The following is a 15,392-nucleotide window of genomic DNA, read 5'->3' as shown; positions in this document are numbered from 1 at the left end:
GCCGCAGTATTCCGGGAATACGTGTTCGTCCTGAGGTGGATCTCAGCGAACGCGAGGTCCGCCAAAAGGCATCGGCGGGGGAGGCCGACGATGGCCGCGCGGGAGCTGCGCCTGATAGGCGCGGCCGCAATGCTCCACACAGTAGGGGAAGCCCGGATTCACCTTCTCGCCGCAGAAATGGAAATCAGGCTCGCCGGGGTGGCCCATCGGCCAGCGGCAGATGCGATCGTTGAGATCGAGCAGGCTGGTCTTGTCGGCGATTTCCGGGCTTGGGCGTGCGGGCACAAGGCGACGTGGCGGCGCGGGCGGGATAGGCGCCTGCTGATCGCCGGGACCCTGACGCAAAAAGCCGCCGGGCCCAACCGAGACGATTCGCGGTTGGGGTGCAGCGGGTGCAGCATCGCTGGCAGGCTTTGCTTCGGGGGCTGGTGAGGGAGCAACGCGAGGTGCCGGTGCCGGAGCTGGCGGTGCCGCCGCCACGACCGGGCGCGGCGCGGCGACCTTGGGTTCTGGAGCCGGGGTGGCCGGCTTGGCAACCTTGGGCGCTGCCGGAGAAGCCGACGCATCCGTCTTGTCGTTGGCCTTTACCGGGGAAGGGCGCGCCTTGAGTCCAAGGCGGTGTGCCTTGCCGATCACCGCATTGCGGCTGACGCCACCGAGTTCATCGGCGATCTGGCTGGCGGTTGACCCGCCCTCCCACATCTTGGTCAGCTTTTCGATCCGCTCTTCGGTCCAGCTCATGCCTTCACGTTTCCTTCCGTGCCGGAATGGTCCGGCCGTTAAAATCTGCCCGGTCGGCAAGTTCCGACACGTGCTTGCCATCGGCGTGCCAGCGCGATACCGCGATGGCCATGGCCAATCAACCGCTACCCCGTGAAGGGGCGACAACCCGCAACGCCGGAACCTTTGCCCCGCCCGGACAACCGGTCTTCCGCGGCTTCAACAGGCTGGGGCTGTGGACTTTCTATATGAAGGAGGTCCGCCGTTTCTTCAAGGTCCAGACCCAGACGATCTGGGCTCCAGCGGTCACCACGCTGCTTTATCTGATGATATTCACGCTCGCGCTTGGCGGCGGTGCCAATGGTGGGCGCATGGTTCTTGGCGTGAACTTTGCCAGCTTCGTCGCGCCGGGCCTGATCGCGATGGGCATGATCAACAATGCCTTTGCCAATTCCAGTTTCAGTCTTCTTGGCGGAAAGATCCAGGGGACCATTGTTGATTACCTGATGCCGCCAATCTCCACCGGCGAACTGATGACGGCATTGGTGGGCGCGGCAGTCACGCGCGCGGTTCTTGTCGGTCTTGCCGTGGCAGGGGCAATGCTGCTTTGGCCGGGAGTGTCGCTGAAGATCGCCCATCCCTGGGCAGTCGTCTGGTTTGGCCTGATGGGTTCGATCCTGCTTGCCATCGTCGGTGTGCTGACGTCGATCTGGGCCGAGAAGTTCGATCACAACGCAGCCGTCACCAACTTCGTCATCACGCCCCTCTCGATGCTGTCGGGCACGTTCTACGTGATCGACAATCTTGCTCCGGCGTTTCAGGCAGTGAGTCGACTGAACCCGATCTTCTACGTGATCTCGGGCTTCCGCTTCGGCTTTCTCGGGCAAAGCGACATCGGCGACACGAACATGGCCGTGCTGCACGGCGCAATCGGCCTTGGTGTCGTGAATGTCGCTCTGGGTGCGTTGCTGTATTGGCTGCTCAAGTCCGGCTGGAAGCTCAAGAACTGACGAGCACAATTCGGGCCACAAGGGAGAGCCGGGTCTCCCTTGGGCGTCAGTGCGACAGGCTGCGCCTCAGCCGATAGCGGCCATTGCGGAAACCCTCGAACATCTCGTCCAGCGAAGGGTGGTCAACCGGCCCGGCCTCTGCATCAGACTGGAGGTTTTGCTGGCTGACATAGGCGACATAGCTGTTCTCGTCGTTCTCGGCGAGAAGGTGATAGAACGGCTGGTCACGCGGGGGACGGATGTCCTCGGGGATAGATTGGTACCATTCCTCGCTGTTGGCGAAGACCGGGTCGATATCGAAGACGACGCCGCGGAAGCCGAACATGCGATGGCGAACAACGTCGCCAATCGAGAAGCGCGCCGATGAGACGGGGGGGGCCGAAATATCGCGTCCAGCTTGTGGCGAAAAGAAACTCGCACGATCCATGCCCAAGGATATAGGGTTTCGCCGCGGTGCAAACAAGCCGCTTGCCAATAAAGGTTCATCCCAAAGGCCGCCTGTGGAAAAAGCTTTCCGCTTTCTACTTGGCAAGCCGGTTTGCATGCGCTAACGGCGCGCTTCCTCGACCGGGAACGCCCCTTGCGGCACCCTGATTGGCACCATGGAGAGGTGGCAGAGTGGTCGAATGCGCCGCACTCGAAATGCGGTGTACGGGCAACCGTACCGTGGGTTCGAATCCCACCCTCTCCGCCAATTATCTCTGATTTTGTAGGATTTTTTTCAGAGTGGCGGCTTAGTTCCCATAACCGCTCCCCGATAGATCGGGCGCTAGGCGCTTAGCCTCACTATGCCGCCGGAATGAGATTGCAGATCGGGCAGGCCAGATCGGATGAATTTTCCGGCTGGTGCGGGTGCAGTTCGATACACACCCTACGCGACAAATCGCGGCTGGAAATGGCGGGGAGCCGCGCATTCCCTCATATGGCAGCTTCTCCGTCGAAAATGACTGGTAACGGGAGATTGACCGAAAGGGCCGAAAAGCGCGGGAGGCGAGCCAATCATATTCAGGTCAAAGCTTTGCCAGCCGTGCAATCGCTCAATTGTGATTGAGGTTGCAGACTTGACGGCAGACTGCCCGCGACTTGCGCCTTGCAAGGTATTGAGAGAGATTGCGGCAAGTTTGGCGGGTAGCAGACCGATTGGGGGAAATATGGAATACGTCCTGCCCAGCCTGATCCTGTTAGGCGTTCTCTATTACGGCAATGCTATCCTGAGCCGGTTTCCTAAAGGTGCTTCACCCAAAGCTTACGACTACGGGAATGGGGATTTTCACCTTACATTCCGGTCAACCGGAACCCGCGAAAAGCAATTCAAGGTTGGCTTCGTGTCCTATTGGGAGATCGGCAACGAGTTCGAGATTTTCGGTGTCATTCGGGATTGCCGCGACGGTGAAGCCGCCTTCGACATTGGGGGCGCGACAAAGATAGTTGTTAGCGTAATTCCCTACGGGGAATGGTTCGACGACAGCACGATTGGCCGTAAGAGTTACGTTGCAGATGGCGTGCTAAAATGTGTCTTGCACCTGCCATATCTCGTTGCGCGCCAAATGCTCGATCAGATGCGAGCACAGCCAGAGCGGGATGTCTGGATTCAGGGAAAGGCTCTTGAAAACAGTTCCGGCACGGTAATTTTCCATCACATTACAATCGAATAGCGGCTAGTCAGGATTGATCGCCAGCTTCGTCAATCAATCTCGCAATACCCCGTATGTATCGAGCGGCTGCCAATGTGTCGGCAGAGCGCCCGCCATGCTTCCATGCGTTGCGGTTGCCCTCAGGTGCGCCGCTGCCCTTGCCGCCGTGCATCCGGCATCGCTTCGCCCCCTTGATCGCCGGGGATTGGCAAGCCGTTCCCTTGCGCGTCATGGCAAAGCATCGCGGGGCCGCGGCCAGCCGCGCCGGTTCCGGCTGTATGGGGTTGTTCGGCGGATTCTGCATTTCGGTGCCCCCCGGCATGGTGATGGAATTGTTCGGCAATGACGGCCTGCCCGCCCTCGTTTACATGCACATGCCGCACGGTTTGCTCGCGCGGCTGGTGCAGCTTGGCCAGCGCCTCCAGCGTGGCGCGGCAATTGCTCTGAGCCTTGAGCGCCAGCCGCCCATAGCGTTCGGCGGCGTTGATGTAGTCACCCATGTTCATAGCGCAACGGCGCGCCAGTTCGGCAAACATCGCGTCCAGTGTGACAGCCTGTGTTGCGAGCATCCGGCTGGCCATCGCCAGATCACCAGACGCTGCCTTGTCGGCCTTTGCAATCAGATCGTCCGCGTAGTCAGTGACGCCGGGCTTTTCGATCCCGCCCAGCATTTTGTCGAGAAAGCCCGCCGATGCCGCCGCATTCTTGAATGCCGGATCAAGGAGCTTTCGCGCCATCGCCTGAGCGCCGGTTTCATCCGTGGCTTGCTCGATTGTAAGGGCGTTGTTCGGCTTCATGCCGCCGTCCGGTTTCTTGCGATTGGCCATTGTCAGTCCTTTGCCTTGCGCGCCTTCGCGCCGATGTTTTGAGAGGTTCCGCAACGCTTGCCGATCACGCGCCCGCCCGGCTCCAGCCGCTCCAGGCCGAATTGTGACGCTGCCTCAGGGCTTGCGCCTTTCAAGACATAGGCAAGCGCCGCCTCCAGATTGACGGCGTGGAGATCGGGATTGCCTGTCTCCAGCCCCAGCCGCCCGCCTATCGGTTTGCTGTGGATCACGCGCGCCCGGTAAGGCTGCCCGGTGATCCGACGAAGCCAGCCCCGTTGCAGCGCCGTAACAACGGACACCAGATCGGCAGGCACATGGGCAAGCAAGTGACAGTGCCCGCCTTTGTCATGGCCGTTGCCGGGCACGTTCTCATGCGTCCAGAGCCATGCCGTGCGGCTGCCATGCCGGGCCAGCGCCTTTGTCAGCAGGTCGGTAAAGCGCCCGGTCGCCTTCGCCAAGCCCGCCAAGGGCACTCCAGTGGCCTGCCAGTGAATCGAGATCATGCGGGTGAATGGCAGCCCGATTTTTTCGGCATGGCGCTCAGCGGCCCTTAGATTGCCAATTTGAGCGGCTGTCAGGGCATGGCTTTCCCGATCGGCACGGTTACGCGCGCCGCCCCTGCCAGTGCCTCCAGCGGAAAGGGCTGCCACACCAGAGGTAATGTAATTAATCGCAAGCGCCGTGCCAGTTCTGGTAATCGGCGGATTTGCGGGCGATTGCGGCTGGAGCGGTGCAATTGAAACTCCACCGAAACCGCTATCCCGGTGGAGTTTCAAAGCGCCGCCATGCCGGGCGCTATTGTGCGGCTTGGGCATGGCGGCAGAGATCATGCGGCAATCCAGACAATGGCCAGCTTGCCGGTGCTATTCGGTCTGCGCTGCCCGCTGTCACGGATAAGCCCCTTGCGCCTCAATTCGCTGGTGCGCGGCTGGATAGACCAACGGTCCATATCGAGCCGCGCCGCCAGTTCATCGGCGGTAAGGCCGTGCGCGCCAGCATCGCGGATTGCGCCCTCTGCCATGCGCTGGAGCCGCCCCAGCTTGGGCGCAAGGGCATCGGCAGCGGCAATCGAGGTTTCCACGTTCCGGTGCCCCGGTGCATCGGGATAGGTGCTCATTGCGCGCCTCCCTCTGCCATCGGCGGCAAGCCCGCACGGTCCAGCAGCTTCGCCAGCCAATCGGCCTGCGCTTCGCTCATGGGCGTGGAATCGACGGCAAGCTGGCCAAGGAATTGCCCGGCCTTGCGGCTGAGCCGGTGATTGCCGTTTAGCAGCGCAAGCGCCGCTGCCTTGTGATTAGGAAAGGGCCTGTCAATCATTGCAGCCCTCCCCAAAGCAGAGCCGCGCCATATCCCGCGCCATCCAAGGCGACAGGCAGAAACGGGAGGCAAGCATTTGCGCTCGCAAGTCCGATGCGGTAGAGGGGGAGTGCAACCAGCCACCAAGTTGATTGCGCGAAGCCCCGGCCTGCACGCCGGGGTTTTGCATATCTGCTGCCATCGCTCATGCTCCCGCCTGATAGGTCGGAAGGCTGGCCAGATAGGCTTCGAGATCGGCAAATGAGATCAACGTGCGCCGCCCGGCCTTGCGAGCCTTGAGATCACCGCGCTTCAACGCCTCATAGATTGAGGTGCGCGACATGCCCGAATACTGAACGGCCTCGGGCAAGGTGCCGTATGCTTTTGTCATGGAGTTGTCCCTTCTTGTCCGCCGCGACAGATGCGGCCAAGCAGGGACATGCCGCTAACCGGCAGGCCTGTGGTGGGGATCGTTACGGTTGGTTTCAGGGCAGCTTGCGCCCCACTACAGGCCAGGAATTACGCCGTCGGCAAATTCCGTGGGGTACTGCCGATGCAGGCGGCAAACCGCCTTCAATACACCCGATATGTCAGGTGTCCTCTGTTCCCCGAACGCTAGCGCAACCATCCGCTGATAAAAATCCATGAATGCTGACGGTGTACGATGAACGCCACTCGGCCAGTTATTCGCCGATACTACCGTCCCGAAGGCGGCTTCAAAAATCGGTGCAAGGTAAAGGCCTCGGTGCACTCTGATACGCTTTCGCTCAGCGGCGCGCCAGTTTGGCTTTTGCTGCTCTGTTCCCTTCACCGCGTTGCCCAGAAAGCTTGAGAGCCAATTCAACTCTGCCAAAGCAGCGCGGAAGCGATTGTACCCAAATTCTGGGTCGTCTCCTGCCGCAAGCGCATTACACCCCTCCCATTGGTTGAAGGCTTCGTCCCACAATCTGGAGTCAGCCTCAGGCGAGCGCTGGAAGATTGCGATCCACGTTGCGGTGGCTTGCTCGGCTAACGAAAGAAGTTCGTCCCGAAATTCCGCGTTCGAGGGTCGTTCCGGGCCGTCACTGACGTTTGGGATGGAAATGCCAAGCGCCCGTCGCACGGCCATTGCCAGCCAATCCATATCTCTGCCCGGCGCCAGTGGTAGACCGAAGCCCGCCATAGCGCTGGCAACAGCCTCCGGCGTGATTGCCGTCAGCACGTGATCCCTGCCGATGAATGCGGCAAATTCGGCATCATCGGCAAAGCTCATTCCTGCCCCCGTAGGCTTTCCAGATAGGCGTCAACCTCTGCCCGCCTTGCCGCTGGTAGTCGGTCATATTGCGCCTCGAATTGCTCAGCCCAAGCCAGCCGCTCGAAAGCCTCCCGCTGCCATCCTGCAATGACAAGGGCATCCGCGCGGCTGGCGCACCAGTGACGGCGTTCCTCGTGCCCTATGCGCCGCGCAACGGCATACCATCGGGTGCGATGGCGCACCTTGACGAAATGCCGCTCGCTTTCGACCGTAACAATCCAGCGGTCCTTGAGCGCGAAGGGCAGGACTGCCGCGCTTTCATCGCTCATACCGCTGCCCCCCGGATTGGCGAAACCTTGGCACCAGCCGCGCCGTCGCTGGCGCAATAGGTTGCCCAATCGGCCATGAGCCGCCGCCGCTTGTCGAATAGATCGCCGCGCCGGTAAGCCGCTTCGGACTTGTTGCCGATCACATGGGCCAGCGCCATTTCGCAAACCTCATGAGCATAGCCGGTGCATTCGGCTGCCCAATCGCGGAAGCCAGAGCGGAAGCCATGAACGGTGCAATCCAGCTTCATGCGGCGAAGCAGCATCGACATTGCCATAGTGGACAGCTTGCCGCCCTTGTCGGCTGGAAACAGGCTGGCCTTGCCCAGCGGCTTAACGGCCTCCAGAATTTCGACAGCGCGCGGCGACAGGGGAATGCGATGTTCCTTGCCTGCCTTCATGCGGGACGCTGGCACGGTCCAGATTGCCTTGTCCAAATCGACTTCGGCCCAAGTTGCCCCCAATACTTCGCTGGTGCGCGTGGCCGTGAGAATGACAAACTCTAGCGCCAGAGCCGCCGTTGCATTCCGTTCGCGCAGTTTCGCCATGAATGCTGGAATTGCCTCATAGGGCATGGCCTTGTGGTGGCCGCGCGTGAGCCGGGAACGGGGCGGCAGGATTTGCGCGATATGGCCGCGCCAGCGAGCCGGGTTTTCTCCCTCCCGGTATCCGCGCGCCTTGGCGGCATCGAGCACGGTTTCAATCCGCCCCCGGATGCGGCTGGCAGTTTCGGGCTTGTCCTGCCAGATCGGCTCAAGGATTTTCAGCACGTGCGCCGTGCCAATGTCGGCAACCGGCAATTCGCCCATGACGGGATAGACGTAGCTGGCCAGCGTGTTGCGCCATTGCTGCCGGTGCTTGTCATTGCGCCAGCTCGCCTCATTCGCACCGATATAAGCCTCTGCCACGGCCTTGAACGTCATTCCGGCAATCGCAGCCGCTTGAGCCGCCGCAAGCGCCTCTGTGGCCTCCCGCTGGCGTTCCTCCAGAGGATCAATCCCGGCCTTCACCTTGAGCCGTAGGGCATCGCGCGCCGTCCGGGCATCGGCAAGGGAAATGCCGCCTTGTCCAGCCGCACCCAAGCCAATGTCACGCGACTTGCCCTTGAGCATGAAGCGATAGACCCATGACCGCGCGCCGGTTTCCTTCACCAGCAAGTGCAGTCCTCCCCCGTCCGCATGGCGTCCGGGCTTCGCATTCTTAACCGCCAAGGGCGTAAGGGCGTTGCTGAGCTTGCGCGGCATGGCTGTCGTCTCCGTTCCCAAATCCGTTCCCCGATAATACGCCGGTTTTATGGGAACGCAACCGGATAGAACGGGACGGGAACGGAGTTGGACAGAGCCAATTACCGCCTATTTTTCGTGCCTATTTTAATGCTGGCGGATGCATCGGGACGCTAGTTTCGGGGACACCCTCTCCGCCAGCCATTAGCCTGAAAGTTTCCACTGAACTGCCCAACGCTTCGATTCTTCGTCGAAACGTCGGTCGATGGAACTTGAGCGTGACTTTCGTCAACTACGTTCGGCACAAGGCCAGCGACGATGACAAGGGCGGTTCCGATTTCGACGCAGTGGATGTGCAGCCCCGATATTAATGACGAGTGTTTGAAGCATTGAGGAGAAGGGCATGTCCGTCGAGGTCATTGCGCCGTAGACGCTGGTGCCGTTCGATGAGGATGGGATCGCTGCTTCGTACATTGCCGGGGTAAGGCCGATTGGTGCTGCCATGCATCGCTCTAGAGGCCGATCAAGCGCATGACTGTCTCGATGCCCCATGCCGGCAATGCCGATGCCGTGATATTCCCCAATCCTGAGCGCCGGGCGACCCGCGATGGTGATGCAACGCCCGATTGCCTACAGATACACCCCGCCTGGTGCGAGGGCCTAGCTGTCCCAGTCTGCCAATGTCTCGCCGGTCGCGGCATCCTCAAGGGTTATCTTGCCGAATTCGACCGCCACCGCGCAAACTGGCGGTTTGCTTGTCTGCCGATTCACGCAATGCACCGGCTGGCCATCGCCAAAGGCGGAGATCCGTCCTTCGATCCTGACCCCGAAAGCACGCACCGTTGGCTCTGCATCTTTTTGCACCTTCGCCGTATAGGCATAAGGCCGTTTGCCCCGAAGTAGCGTACGCGGCGCGTCGGACGAGAAATACTGCACGAGCGCGAGCCTGTTGTCCGGCGCGGCTTGGTCCCGTGGCGCAGCTTCAGCGATCTTCGGCGGCGCCTTCTCAGGAATTCCCGGCGCGGCCGCACTGACAAACGGCCGCGGGCACTGTTCCGAGCGTGTCCAGGGGCGTTCGACCCAGAAGCCCTCGGCCGCCTCGAACGGCTGGCCGTTTGCAAGGTCCGCAAATAGCGGCTCGGCGGCCCAGTTTTGCCGACTGAAGCTAACCCGCAGGACACGCGATGAAGGATCCAGGCGCCAGGAACCCCAGGCGCCGGTCACGCCGTCCGCGCAGGCGATCGGCATGGTCAGTTCGAAGCTTCTGTTCGCGAGTTCGAGGTTCGATTGCGGCAGGGGGTTGCCAGCGGCGACCTCGTCTGCTGCCGCGGCAACCGCGGCCAGGATATCGGCACGGCCCAATGCCGAGAGCGCCTTGGGCGTCGTGGTCGGCAAAGCCTCGATGGCGACCTTTGGGGCAGAGGATGCCTGCGGTTCCGGATCGGATTGCTGGCAACCGGCGAGGGCGAAGAGGGTGGTGGCGAACAAGGCTGTCAGCACCAACATTCGGCCCAACGACCAGTTGGATGATCGACTGGCCGACCATTCCGTACTGCGACATGCCCTTATCATCGCCAAGACCTAGCACCGATTGTCGGAAAGGTCATGTGTCTGTAAGAGCTCGATAATCATGACGATCGAGCAAATTCTGACCCTTGTGGTCCTTGTCAGCGTTGTCGTCGCGCTGATTGCCGATCGAATGCGGGCCGATGTCATTGCCCTGAGCGGCGCTGCCATCCTGCTGGTGACAGGCGCCGTGCGCCCCAGCGAAGTCCAGGGAGCTTTTGCCAGCCCCGCCATTCTCACGCTCGCATCGCTGTTCGTGATTGCCTATGCGATGGAGCTTTCGGGGCTGCTCGACAAGGCCATCGAGAAAGCCGTCGTGCTTTGCCGCAGGACCGGCGCGGCGGGTTTGTGGGGGCTTATCGGCATGTCCGGCTTCGGGTCGGCCTTCCTCAACAACACGCCGATCGTGGTGGTTGCGGCGCCTGTCATCAGGGATGTGGCGAAATCCATCGGGCTCGATCCGCGACGCTTCCTGATGCCCCTGTCCTATGTCGCGGTGTTGGGGGGCAGTTGCACGCTGATCGGCACATCCACCAACCTGCTGGTCGACGACATGGCACGGTCGTCCGGACAAGCGCCGTTCGGCATATTCGAGATCACCCCGGTCGGGCTGGCCATGGCGGCAGTGGGAGGCCTTTATCTCGTGCTGTTTACCGGCAAGCTCGTCAAAGGCGCGCCGGCACCCGTCGGGGAGCCTGAAGGGACATCGTCCCGGGCCGATTTCGAGCGCCATTCCGTCAGCCATGTGGATCTCACGGGAGACTCGCTCGAAGACACGAGGGTCTATGCCGAGGCCCACGAGTTCCAGCCGAGGATGGCGCTCATTTCCGTAGCGGTGTTCATCGGGGTGATTGCCGTGGCGGCGATCAACCTCGTGCCGATTGCCGCAGCGGCCTTTGCCGGCGCGGTCCTGCTCATAGTGCTGCGCGTGATTTCACCCGATCAGGCCTATGCCGGATTGCGGCCGGAGATCCTGCTGCTGATCGCAGGGATGGTGGTCATCGGCATTGCCATGGAACAGACCGGCCTCGCCGCCGAAGTCACGCAGTGGATGATCGGCTCGGTCAACGGGGTCGGACCGCTGACGGCGTTGATCCTGCTGTATGGCGCGACGCTGCTGCTTACCGAACTTCTGTCGAATGCGACTGTTGCGGTCCTGCTGACGCCGGTGGCCGTGGCACTGGCCGAGAGCCTTTCGGTCAGCCCGCGCCCGTTTCTGGTTACGATCATGATGGCGGCAAGCGCCGCATTCGCCACGCCCTTCGGCTACCAGACCAACGTCCTCGTCTACCAGATGGGTGGTTACCGCTACATGGATTTCGTGAAGGTGGGCCTGCCGCTCAATCTGCTGACATGGGCCGTGGCGGTTTTGGCGATACCCCACTACTTCCCGTTCTAATTGGCTGATCGCAGGAACAAAACCTGCTGTGCCCTGGTTCGGAAGAGGCGGGCGCAGCCCTTTGCGGCCGGGACTTTTCAGGAGAGACCCAATCAAGCTTGCGGCAATGCCCCTATCGCCTCCGGCCGGCTTGGCTTTTGAAGACAGCACGCTTTTCCTGGATCTCGACGGAACGCTGTTCGAGCTTGATGACTGTCCCGGAGCTGTTTGTGCCGACGCGCAGACCCGGCTTCTGCTTGATACACTGCTCGACCGGTTGGACGGCAGGCTTGCGGTGGTGAGTGGGCGCTCCCTGGCACAGATCGACGGGATGCTGGGTGCAGTCAGCCGGGACATCTGGATTTCAGGCAGCCACGGTGGCGAGCATCGCTGGGGTGGCGTGACGATAAGTCCTCCACGGCCCGGCCAGCTGGATGACGTGGCAGCGCGGTTCTGTGCATTCGCAGACGAACACCCCGGCGTGCTTGTCGAGGAGAAGAGCCTTGGCGTTGCCCTGCATTATCGCATGATGCCGCAGGCCGAGGCGGACGCTGTCGCCCTCGCTCATGAACTGGCCGAAAGCCACGGTCTGTTTCTTCAGCAAGGGAGGATGATGGCGGAACTGCGCGATGCAGGTTCGGACAAGGGCAGTGCCATCCGGGCGATGATGGCGCATCCTGACCTCTCAGGCACGACGCCGGTTTTCGCAGGCGACGACCTGACTGACGAACCGGGCTTTGCAGCGGTTCGCGACCTTGGCGGACACGCCATCCTTGTCGGCGAGCCGCGACCTACTGCTGCAACCTATGGCCTGCGGTCTCCGGGCGACTTGCGCGAATGGCTGTGGGAGGCGCTCGCATGACGGCATCGCTCGATCTCTGGCCAATCGGAAACTGCCAGGTCTCGGCGCTGATCGATACCTCCGGCGCATTTGTCTGGGGTTGCATTCCGCGAGTCGATGGCGATCCGTTCTTTTCTGCGCTGGTGGGTGGGGCAGAGCCGGAAACAGGCCTGTGGTCCATCGATCTTGAAGATCGTGTGGAAACCACCCAGCGCTATCTGCGCAATACGCCGGTGCTCGTCACGCGCCACCGCGATGCGAATGGCGGCGAGATAGAGGTCATCGACTTCTGCCCCTATTTCCGGCGCAATGGCCGCACCTATCGTCCGGTCGCCTATGCGCGGATCGTGCGTCCGGTGGCCGGCAGCCCGCGCATCCGCATGCACCTTCGGCCGACCTGTAACTGGGGTAACGCCTGCGCCGTGACCATCGGCGGATCGAACCACATCCGCTTCCTTTCGCAAGCCATGACGATGCGCTTGACCACTTCTGCACCGGTCGGCCTTGTGGCGGAGGAACGTGTCTTCCGGGTCGAGCAGGCACAGTACTTCTTTCTGGGACCGGACGAGAGCTTCTCCGGCAATCTTGCCGAAACGCTCGAACAGATGCTGGATGCGACCGTTACCGAGTGGCGCCACTGGGTACGCGGTCTGGCCACGCCGGTCGAATGGCAGGACGTGGTCATCCGCTCGGCCATTACGCTCAAGCTGTGCCAGCACGAAGAGACCGGCGCCATCGTCGCCGCGCTGACCACTTCGGTCCCCGAACATGCGGGATCGCAACGCAACTGGGACTATCGCTACTGCTGGATCCGCGATGCCTATTACACCGTGCAGGCGCTCAACCGGCTTGGCGCGCTGGACGTGCTCGAAGGTTATCTCGCCTACTTGCGCAACATCGTCGACAATGCCCGCGGCGGCCATATTCAGCCGCTGTACGGCGTGCTGGGCGAGGCGCGGATAGACGAGGGGGTGGCCGAAAAGCTCCCCGGATATCGCGGCATGGGTCCGGTACGGGTGGGTAACGCTGCCTATTCCCAGGTCCAGCACGACGCCTATGGCCAGATCGTCCTGTCAAACACGCAGGCGTTCCTCGACCAGCGCCTGTTGCGCATGTCGGGCCTTGCCGATTTCGAAGCGCTGGAGAAAGTGGGTGAGAGGGCATGGGACCTGTTCGACAAGCCCGATGCAGGCTTGTGGGAACTGCGCACGCGGCAGTCGGTCCATACCTATTCGGCGGCGATGTGCTGGGCGGCCTGCGACCGGCTGGGCAACGCCGCGCAAGCCATCGGCCTTGATGACCGGGCCACGTTCTGGGGCCAGCGCGCGGCCACGATCCGCGAGCGGATAGAGCGCGCCGCATGGCGGCCCGACACCGAGCGGATGTCGGCCACGTTCTCGGGCGACGATCTCGATGCAAGCGTGATCCAGTTGCTCGATCTGCGGTTCCTGGCGCCGGATGATCCGCGCTTTGTCTCGACACTGGCGGCCATCGAAGAGGGCCTTCGGCGGGGATCGCACATGCTGCGCTATGCCACCGAGGACGATTTCGGTTTGCCGGAAACAGCCTTCAACGTCTGCACGTTCTGGCTGATCGAGGCCCTGCACCTGACCGGACGCAGCGCCGAGGCGCGGGCGCTTTACGAAGAGATGCTGAGCCGCCGCACCCAATCTGGCCTCCTTTCCGAAGATATCGATCCGGCAACGGGCGAACTCTGGGGCAACTATCCCCAAACCTACTCTCTGGTCGGGCTCATCAATTGCGCCGTCCTGCTGAGCAAACCCTGGAACACCGTACGATGAGCAGGCTGATAGTCATTTCGAACCGGGTGAGTGCCGGCGGCGGTGCGCAGGGCGGGCTTGCAGTCGCTCTCTCCGCTGCGCTGCGCGAACATGGCGGCATCTGGTTCGGCTGGTCAGGCAACGAGACCAGCGAGTTCACCGGCCATATCAACATGGAGCGCATTGACGGCGTGACCACGGCCACGGTGGATCTGGAAGAGCAGGACATCGAGGAGTACTACGACGGCTACGCCAATCGCACGCTGTGGCCGCTGTTTCACTACCGTATCGATCTTGCCGAATACGAACGCAGCTTTGCCGATGGCTACCGGCGCGCCAACGAACGCTTTGCCGAGACCGCGCTACCGCTGATCGAGCCGGACGATCTTGTCTGGGTGCAGGATTATCACATGTTCCCGCTGGGCAGGGAACTGCGGGCACGCGGCGTTGAGAACCGCATCGGCTTCTTCCTGCACATTCCCTGGCCGCCTCGTCGTCTGCTGGCGACATTGCCCGAGGCGCGCGCGCTGACCGAAAGCCTGCTGGCATACGACCTCATCGGCTTCCACACCGATGAATGGCTGCAATCTTTCGGCGATTACGTGTCACATGAGCTGGGCGGCACGATCGATGACGATGGCTGGCTGACAGTGGGCGAGCGTCGCCTGCGCCTTATCGCCTGCCCGGTCGGCATCGATGCGAAGGAATTCGCCGCCCTTGCCGCGAGCGAGAAGGCGAGGGAAACTTACGAACGTGTCCGCGTCAGCGCCGTTGGCCGCACGCTGATCGTCGGTGTGGACCGGCTCGATTATTCCAAGGGCCTCGAGGAGCGCTTCCTCGGCTATGAGCGGTTCCTTACCGAGCACCCGGAGGAGCGCAAGGAGGTGACCCTCCTGCAGATCGCACCGCCATCGCGCGGGACGGTCGACAGCTACCAGCGCATCCGCAGCAATCTTGAAGGGCTGGCAGGGCGCATCAATGGGGCGCATGCCGGGCTTGACTGGGTGCCGATCCGTTACGTCAATCAGGGCTACACACGCGACATGCTCGCCGGGGTCTATCGCGCCAGCAAGGTGGGCCTCGTCACGCCCCTGCGCGATGGCATGAACCTTGTCGCCAAGGAGTATGTCGCGGCGCAGGACCCCGATGATCCGGGCGTGCTGATCCTGTCACGCTTTGCCGGTGCCGCCGAGCAGATGCCCGAGGCTCTGCTGGTCAATCCGCATAGCGCCGAAGAGATATCGGACGCCTTGGGCCGCGCCATCAGGATGCCGCGCGAGGAAAGGATCCGCCGCTGGCGAGCGCTCATGAACGGCGTGGAAGAGCAGGACGTGATGTGGTGGTCGAAGCGATTCACCTACGCCCTTCAGGATTGCCAGCAGCCGACTTGCGGCACAATGGAAAGAATCTGAAGGGCGTACAGCTGCTTCCAGGCCACCCGGCAGAGAGCCCAGGTGCCCCATGCTTTTCATCGCAAAGATGACGTGCCTGCTACCATGACGACTGCGTCGAGCGCCTCAAGCTCTGGCGAACCTGCACGCAGCGATCGATTTTCG

General features: G+C 62.0%; 18 protein-coding genes and 1 tRNA gene. 7 read left to right on the top strand and 12 right to left on the bottom strand.

Annotated elements, in window-relative coordinates; all coding sequences use genetic code 11:
* Window positions 1–42 precede the first annotated feature (42 nt).
* Window positions 43–741, bottom strand: a complete 699-nt coding sequence (locus tag AC1Q5P_RS16440) for a GcrA family cell cycle regulator (protein ID WP_492477626.1) — start codon at window positions 739–741, stop codon at window positions 43–45.
* Between the two features lie 110 nt (window positions 742–851).
* On the opposite strand from AC1Q5P_RS16440, the gene AC1Q5P_RS16435 reads away from it, so the two are divergent.
* Window positions 852–1,730, top strand: coding sequence for an ABC transporter permease (locus AC1Q5P_RS16435; protein ID WP_492519521.1), 879 nt, complete (start codon window positions 852–854; stop codon window positions 1,728–1,730).
* A gap of 46 nt (window positions 1,731–1,776) precedes the next feature.
* Here the strand turns inward: AC1Q5P_RS16435 and hspQ are convergent, their stop codons facing one another.
* A complete protein-coding gene (hspQ, locus tag AC1Q5P_RS16430; RefSeq protein ID WP_062345547.1) occupies window positions 1,777–2,157 on the bottom strand; it encodes a heat shock protein HspQ in 381 nt (126 codons plus the stop codon).
* Between the two features lie 177 nt (window positions 2,158–2,334).
* Between hspQ and AC1Q5P_RS16425 the strand changes: the two genes are divergently transcribed.
* Together AC1Q5P_RS16425 and AC1Q5P_RS16420 are read left to right on the top strand one after the other, a co-directional pair.
* Window positions 2,335–2,424, top strand: a tRNA-Ser gene (locus AC1Q5P_RS16425).
* Window positions 2,425–2,881: 457 nt separating this feature from the next.
* On the top strand, window positions 2,882–3,385 hold the full coding sequence (locus AC1Q5P_RS16420; RefSeq protein ID WP_492519520.1) for a hypothetical protein: 504 nt from the start codon (window positions 2,882–2,884) through the stop codon (window positions 3,383–3,385).
* A 7-nt stretch (window positions 3,386–3,392) separates the two neighbouring features.
* Here the strand turns inward: AC1Q5P_RS16420 and AC1Q5P_RS16415 are convergent, their stop codons facing one another.
* From AC1Q5P_RS16415 to AC1Q5P_RS16370, 10 genes are all read right to left on the bottom strand, one after another.
* Window positions 3,393–3,596: an HGGxSTG domain-containing protein gene (locus AC1Q5P_RS16415; RefSeq protein ID WP_492519519.1), complete on the bottom strand. Its 204-nt coding sequence runs from the start codon at window positions 3,594–3,596 to the stop codon at window positions 3,393–3,395.
* Window positions 3,505–4,191, bottom strand: a complete 687-nt coding sequence (locus AC1Q5P_RS16410) for a hypothetical protein (protein ID WP_492519518.1) — start codon at window positions 4,189–4,191, stop codon at window positions 3,505–3,507. Before AC1Q5P_RS16410 ends, AC1Q5P_RS16415 begins: the two co-directional genes overlap by 92 nt.
* 2 nt (window positions 4,192–4,193) lie before the next feature.
* Window positions 4,194–4,649, bottom strand: coding sequence for a hypothetical protein (locus AC1Q5P_RS16405; RefSeq protein ID WP_492519517.1), 456 nt, complete (start codon window positions 4,647–4,649; stop codon window positions 4,194–4,196).
* Window positions 4,650–5,017: 368 nt separating this feature from the next.
* Complete coding sequence (locus tag AC1Q5P_RS16400) at window positions 5,018–5,308, bottom strand: hypothetical protein (RefSeq protein WP_492519516.1); 291 nt, start codon at window positions 5,306–5,308, stop codon at window positions 5,018–5,020.
* Window positions 5,305–5,508 (bottom strand): hypothetical protein, encoded by a 204-nt coding sequence (locus tag AC1Q5P_RS16395; protein ID WP_492519515.1) that lies wholly within the window; start codon window positions 5,506–5,508, stop codon window positions 5,305–5,307. Before AC1Q5P_RS16395 ends, AC1Q5P_RS16400 begins: the two co-directional genes overlap by 4 nt.
* A 184-nt stretch (window positions 5,509–5,692) precedes the next feature.
* Window positions 5,693–5,878: a helix-turn-helix domain-containing protein gene (locus AC1Q5P_RS16390; protein WP_492519514.1), complete on the bottom strand. Its 186-nt coding sequence runs from the start codon at window positions 5,876–5,878 to the stop codon at window positions 5,693–5,695.
* A 114-nt stretch (window positions 5,879–5,992) separates the two neighbouring features.
* Window positions 5,993–6,739 carry a hypothetical protein gene (locus AC1Q5P_RS16385; RefSeq protein ID WP_492519513.1) on the bottom strand — a complete coding sequence of 249 codons (747 nt, stop codon included), beginning with the start codon at window positions 6,737–6,739 and terminating at the stop codon, window positions 5,993–5,995.
* A complete protein-coding gene (locus AC1Q5P_RS16380; protein ID WP_492519512.1) occupies window positions 6,736–7,050 on the bottom strand; it encodes a hypothetical protein in 315 nt (104 codons plus the stop codon). Before AC1Q5P_RS16380 ends, AC1Q5P_RS16385 begins: the two co-directional genes overlap by 4 nt.
* A complete protein-coding gene (locus AC1Q5P_RS16375) occupies window positions 7,047–8,291 on the bottom strand; it encodes a tyrosine-type recombinase/integrase (protein ID WP_492519511.1) in 1,245 nt (414 codons plus the stop codon). Before AC1Q5P_RS16375 ends, AC1Q5P_RS16380 begins: the two co-directional genes overlap by 4 nt.
* Before the next feature lie 639 nt (window positions 8,292–8,930).
* Window positions 8,931–9,773 carry a hypothetical protein gene (locus tag AC1Q5P_RS16370; RefSeq protein ID WP_492519510.1) on the bottom strand — a complete coding sequence of 281 codons (843 nt, stop codon included), beginning with the start codon at window positions 9,771–9,773 and terminating at the stop codon, window positions 8,931–8,933.
* A 127-nt stretch (window positions 9,774–9,900) separates the two neighbouring features.
* Between AC1Q5P_RS16370 and AC1Q5P_RS16365 the strand changes: the two genes are divergently transcribed.
* From AC1Q5P_RS16365 to AC1Q5P_RS16350, 4 genes are all read left to right on the top strand, one after another.
* Window positions 9,901–11,235 (top strand): SLC13 family permease, encoded by a 1,335-nt coding sequence (locus tag AC1Q5P_RS16365; RefSeq protein WP_492519509.1) that lies wholly within the window; start codon window positions 9,901–9,903, stop codon window positions 11,233–11,235.
* Between the two features lie 130 nt (window positions 11,236–11,365).
* Complete coding sequence (gene otsB, locus AC1Q5P_RS16360; protein ID WP_492519508.1) at window positions 11,366–12,076, top strand: trehalose-phosphatase; 711 nt, start codon at window positions 11,366–11,368, stop codon at window positions 12,074–12,076.
* The gene (locus AC1Q5P_RS16355; RefSeq protein ID WP_492519507.1) at window positions 12,073–13,857 is read left to right on the top strand and encodes a glycoside hydrolase family 15 protein; all 1,785 of its coding nucleotides are present in this window, start codon (window positions 12,073–12,075) and stop codon (window positions 13,855–13,857) included. The genes otsB and AC1Q5P_RS16355 overlap by 4 nt, the downstream gene beginning before the upstream one ends.
* A complete protein-coding gene (locus AC1Q5P_RS16350) occupies window positions 13,854–15,248 on the top strand; it encodes an alpha,alpha-trehalose-phosphate synthase (UDP-forming) (protein WP_492519506.1) in 1,395 nt (464 codons plus the stop codon). Before AC1Q5P_RS16355 ends, AC1Q5P_RS16350 begins: the two co-directional genes overlap by 4 nt.
* Window positions 15,249–15,392: the final 144 nt, after the last annotated feature.

It is taken from the genome of Novosphingobium sp. GW835-FHT14H07 (assembly GCF_058793515.1).
This window is presented reverse-complemented; position numbering and strand designations above follow the sequence as displayed.

Bases quoted from the DNA above. Each gene is read 5' to 3' on its own strand.
- AC1Q5P_RS16440 (WP_492477626.1), bottom strand. From the start codon at position 741: ATGAGCTGGACCGAAGAGCGGATCGAAAAGCTGACCAAGATGTGGGAG.
- AC1Q5P_RS16435 (WP_492519521.1), top strand. From the start codon at position 852: ATGGCCAATCAACCGCTACCCCGTGAAGGGGCGACAACCCGCAACGCC.
- hspQ (WP_062345547.1), bottom strand. From the start codon at position 2,157: ATGGATCGTGCGAGTTTCTTTTCGCCACAAGCTGGACGCGATATTTCG.
- AC1Q5P_RS16420 (WP_492519520.1), top strand. From the start codon at position 2,882: ATGGAATACGTCCTGCCCAGCCTGATCCTGTTAGGCGTTCTCTATTAC.
- AC1Q5P_RS16415 (WP_492519519.1), bottom strand. From the start codon at position 3,596: ATGACGCGCAAGGGAACGGCTTGCCAATCCCCGGCGATCAAGGGGGCG.
- AC1Q5P_RS16410 (WP_492519518.1), bottom strand. From the start codon at position 4,191: ATGGCCAATCGCAAGAAACCGGACGGCGGCATGAAGCCGAACAACGCC.
- AC1Q5P_RS16400 (WP_492519516.1), bottom strand. From the start codon at position 5,308: ATGAGCACCTATCCCGATGCACCGGGGCACCGGAACGTGGAAACCTCG.
- AC1Q5P_RS16395 (WP_492519515.1), bottom strand. From the start codon at position 5,508: ATGATTGACAGGCCCTTTCCTAATCACAAGGCAGCGGCGCTTGCGCTG.
- AC1Q5P_RS16390 (WP_492519514.1), bottom strand. From the start codon at position 5,878: ATGACAAAAGCATACGGCACCTTGCCCGAGGCCGTTCAGTATTCGGGC.
- AC1Q5P_RS16385 (WP_492519513.1), bottom strand. From the start codon at position 6,739: ATGAGCTTTGCCGATGATGCCGAATTTGCCGCATTCATCGGCAGGGAT.
- AC1Q5P_RS16380 (WP_492519512.1), bottom strand. From the start codon at position 7,050: ATGAGCGATGAAAGCGCGGCAGTCCTGCCCTTCGCGCTCAAGGACCGC.
- AC1Q5P_RS16375 (WP_492519511.1), bottom strand. From the start codon at position 8,291: ATGCCGCGCAAGCTCAGCAACGCCCTTACGCCCTTGGCGGTTAAGAAT.
- AC1Q5P_RS16365 (WP_492519509.1), top strand. From the start codon at position 9,901: ATGACGATCGAGCAAATTCTGACCCTTGTGGTCCTTGTCAGCGTTGTC.
- AC1Q5P_RS16355 (WP_492519507.1), top strand. From the start codon at position 12,073: ATGACGGCATCGCTCGATCTCTGGCCAATCGGAAACTGCCAGGTCTCG.
- AC1Q5P_RS16350 (WP_492519506.1), top strand. From the start codon at position 13,854: ATGAGCAGGCTGATAGTCATTTCGAACCGGGTGAGTGCCGGCGGCGGT.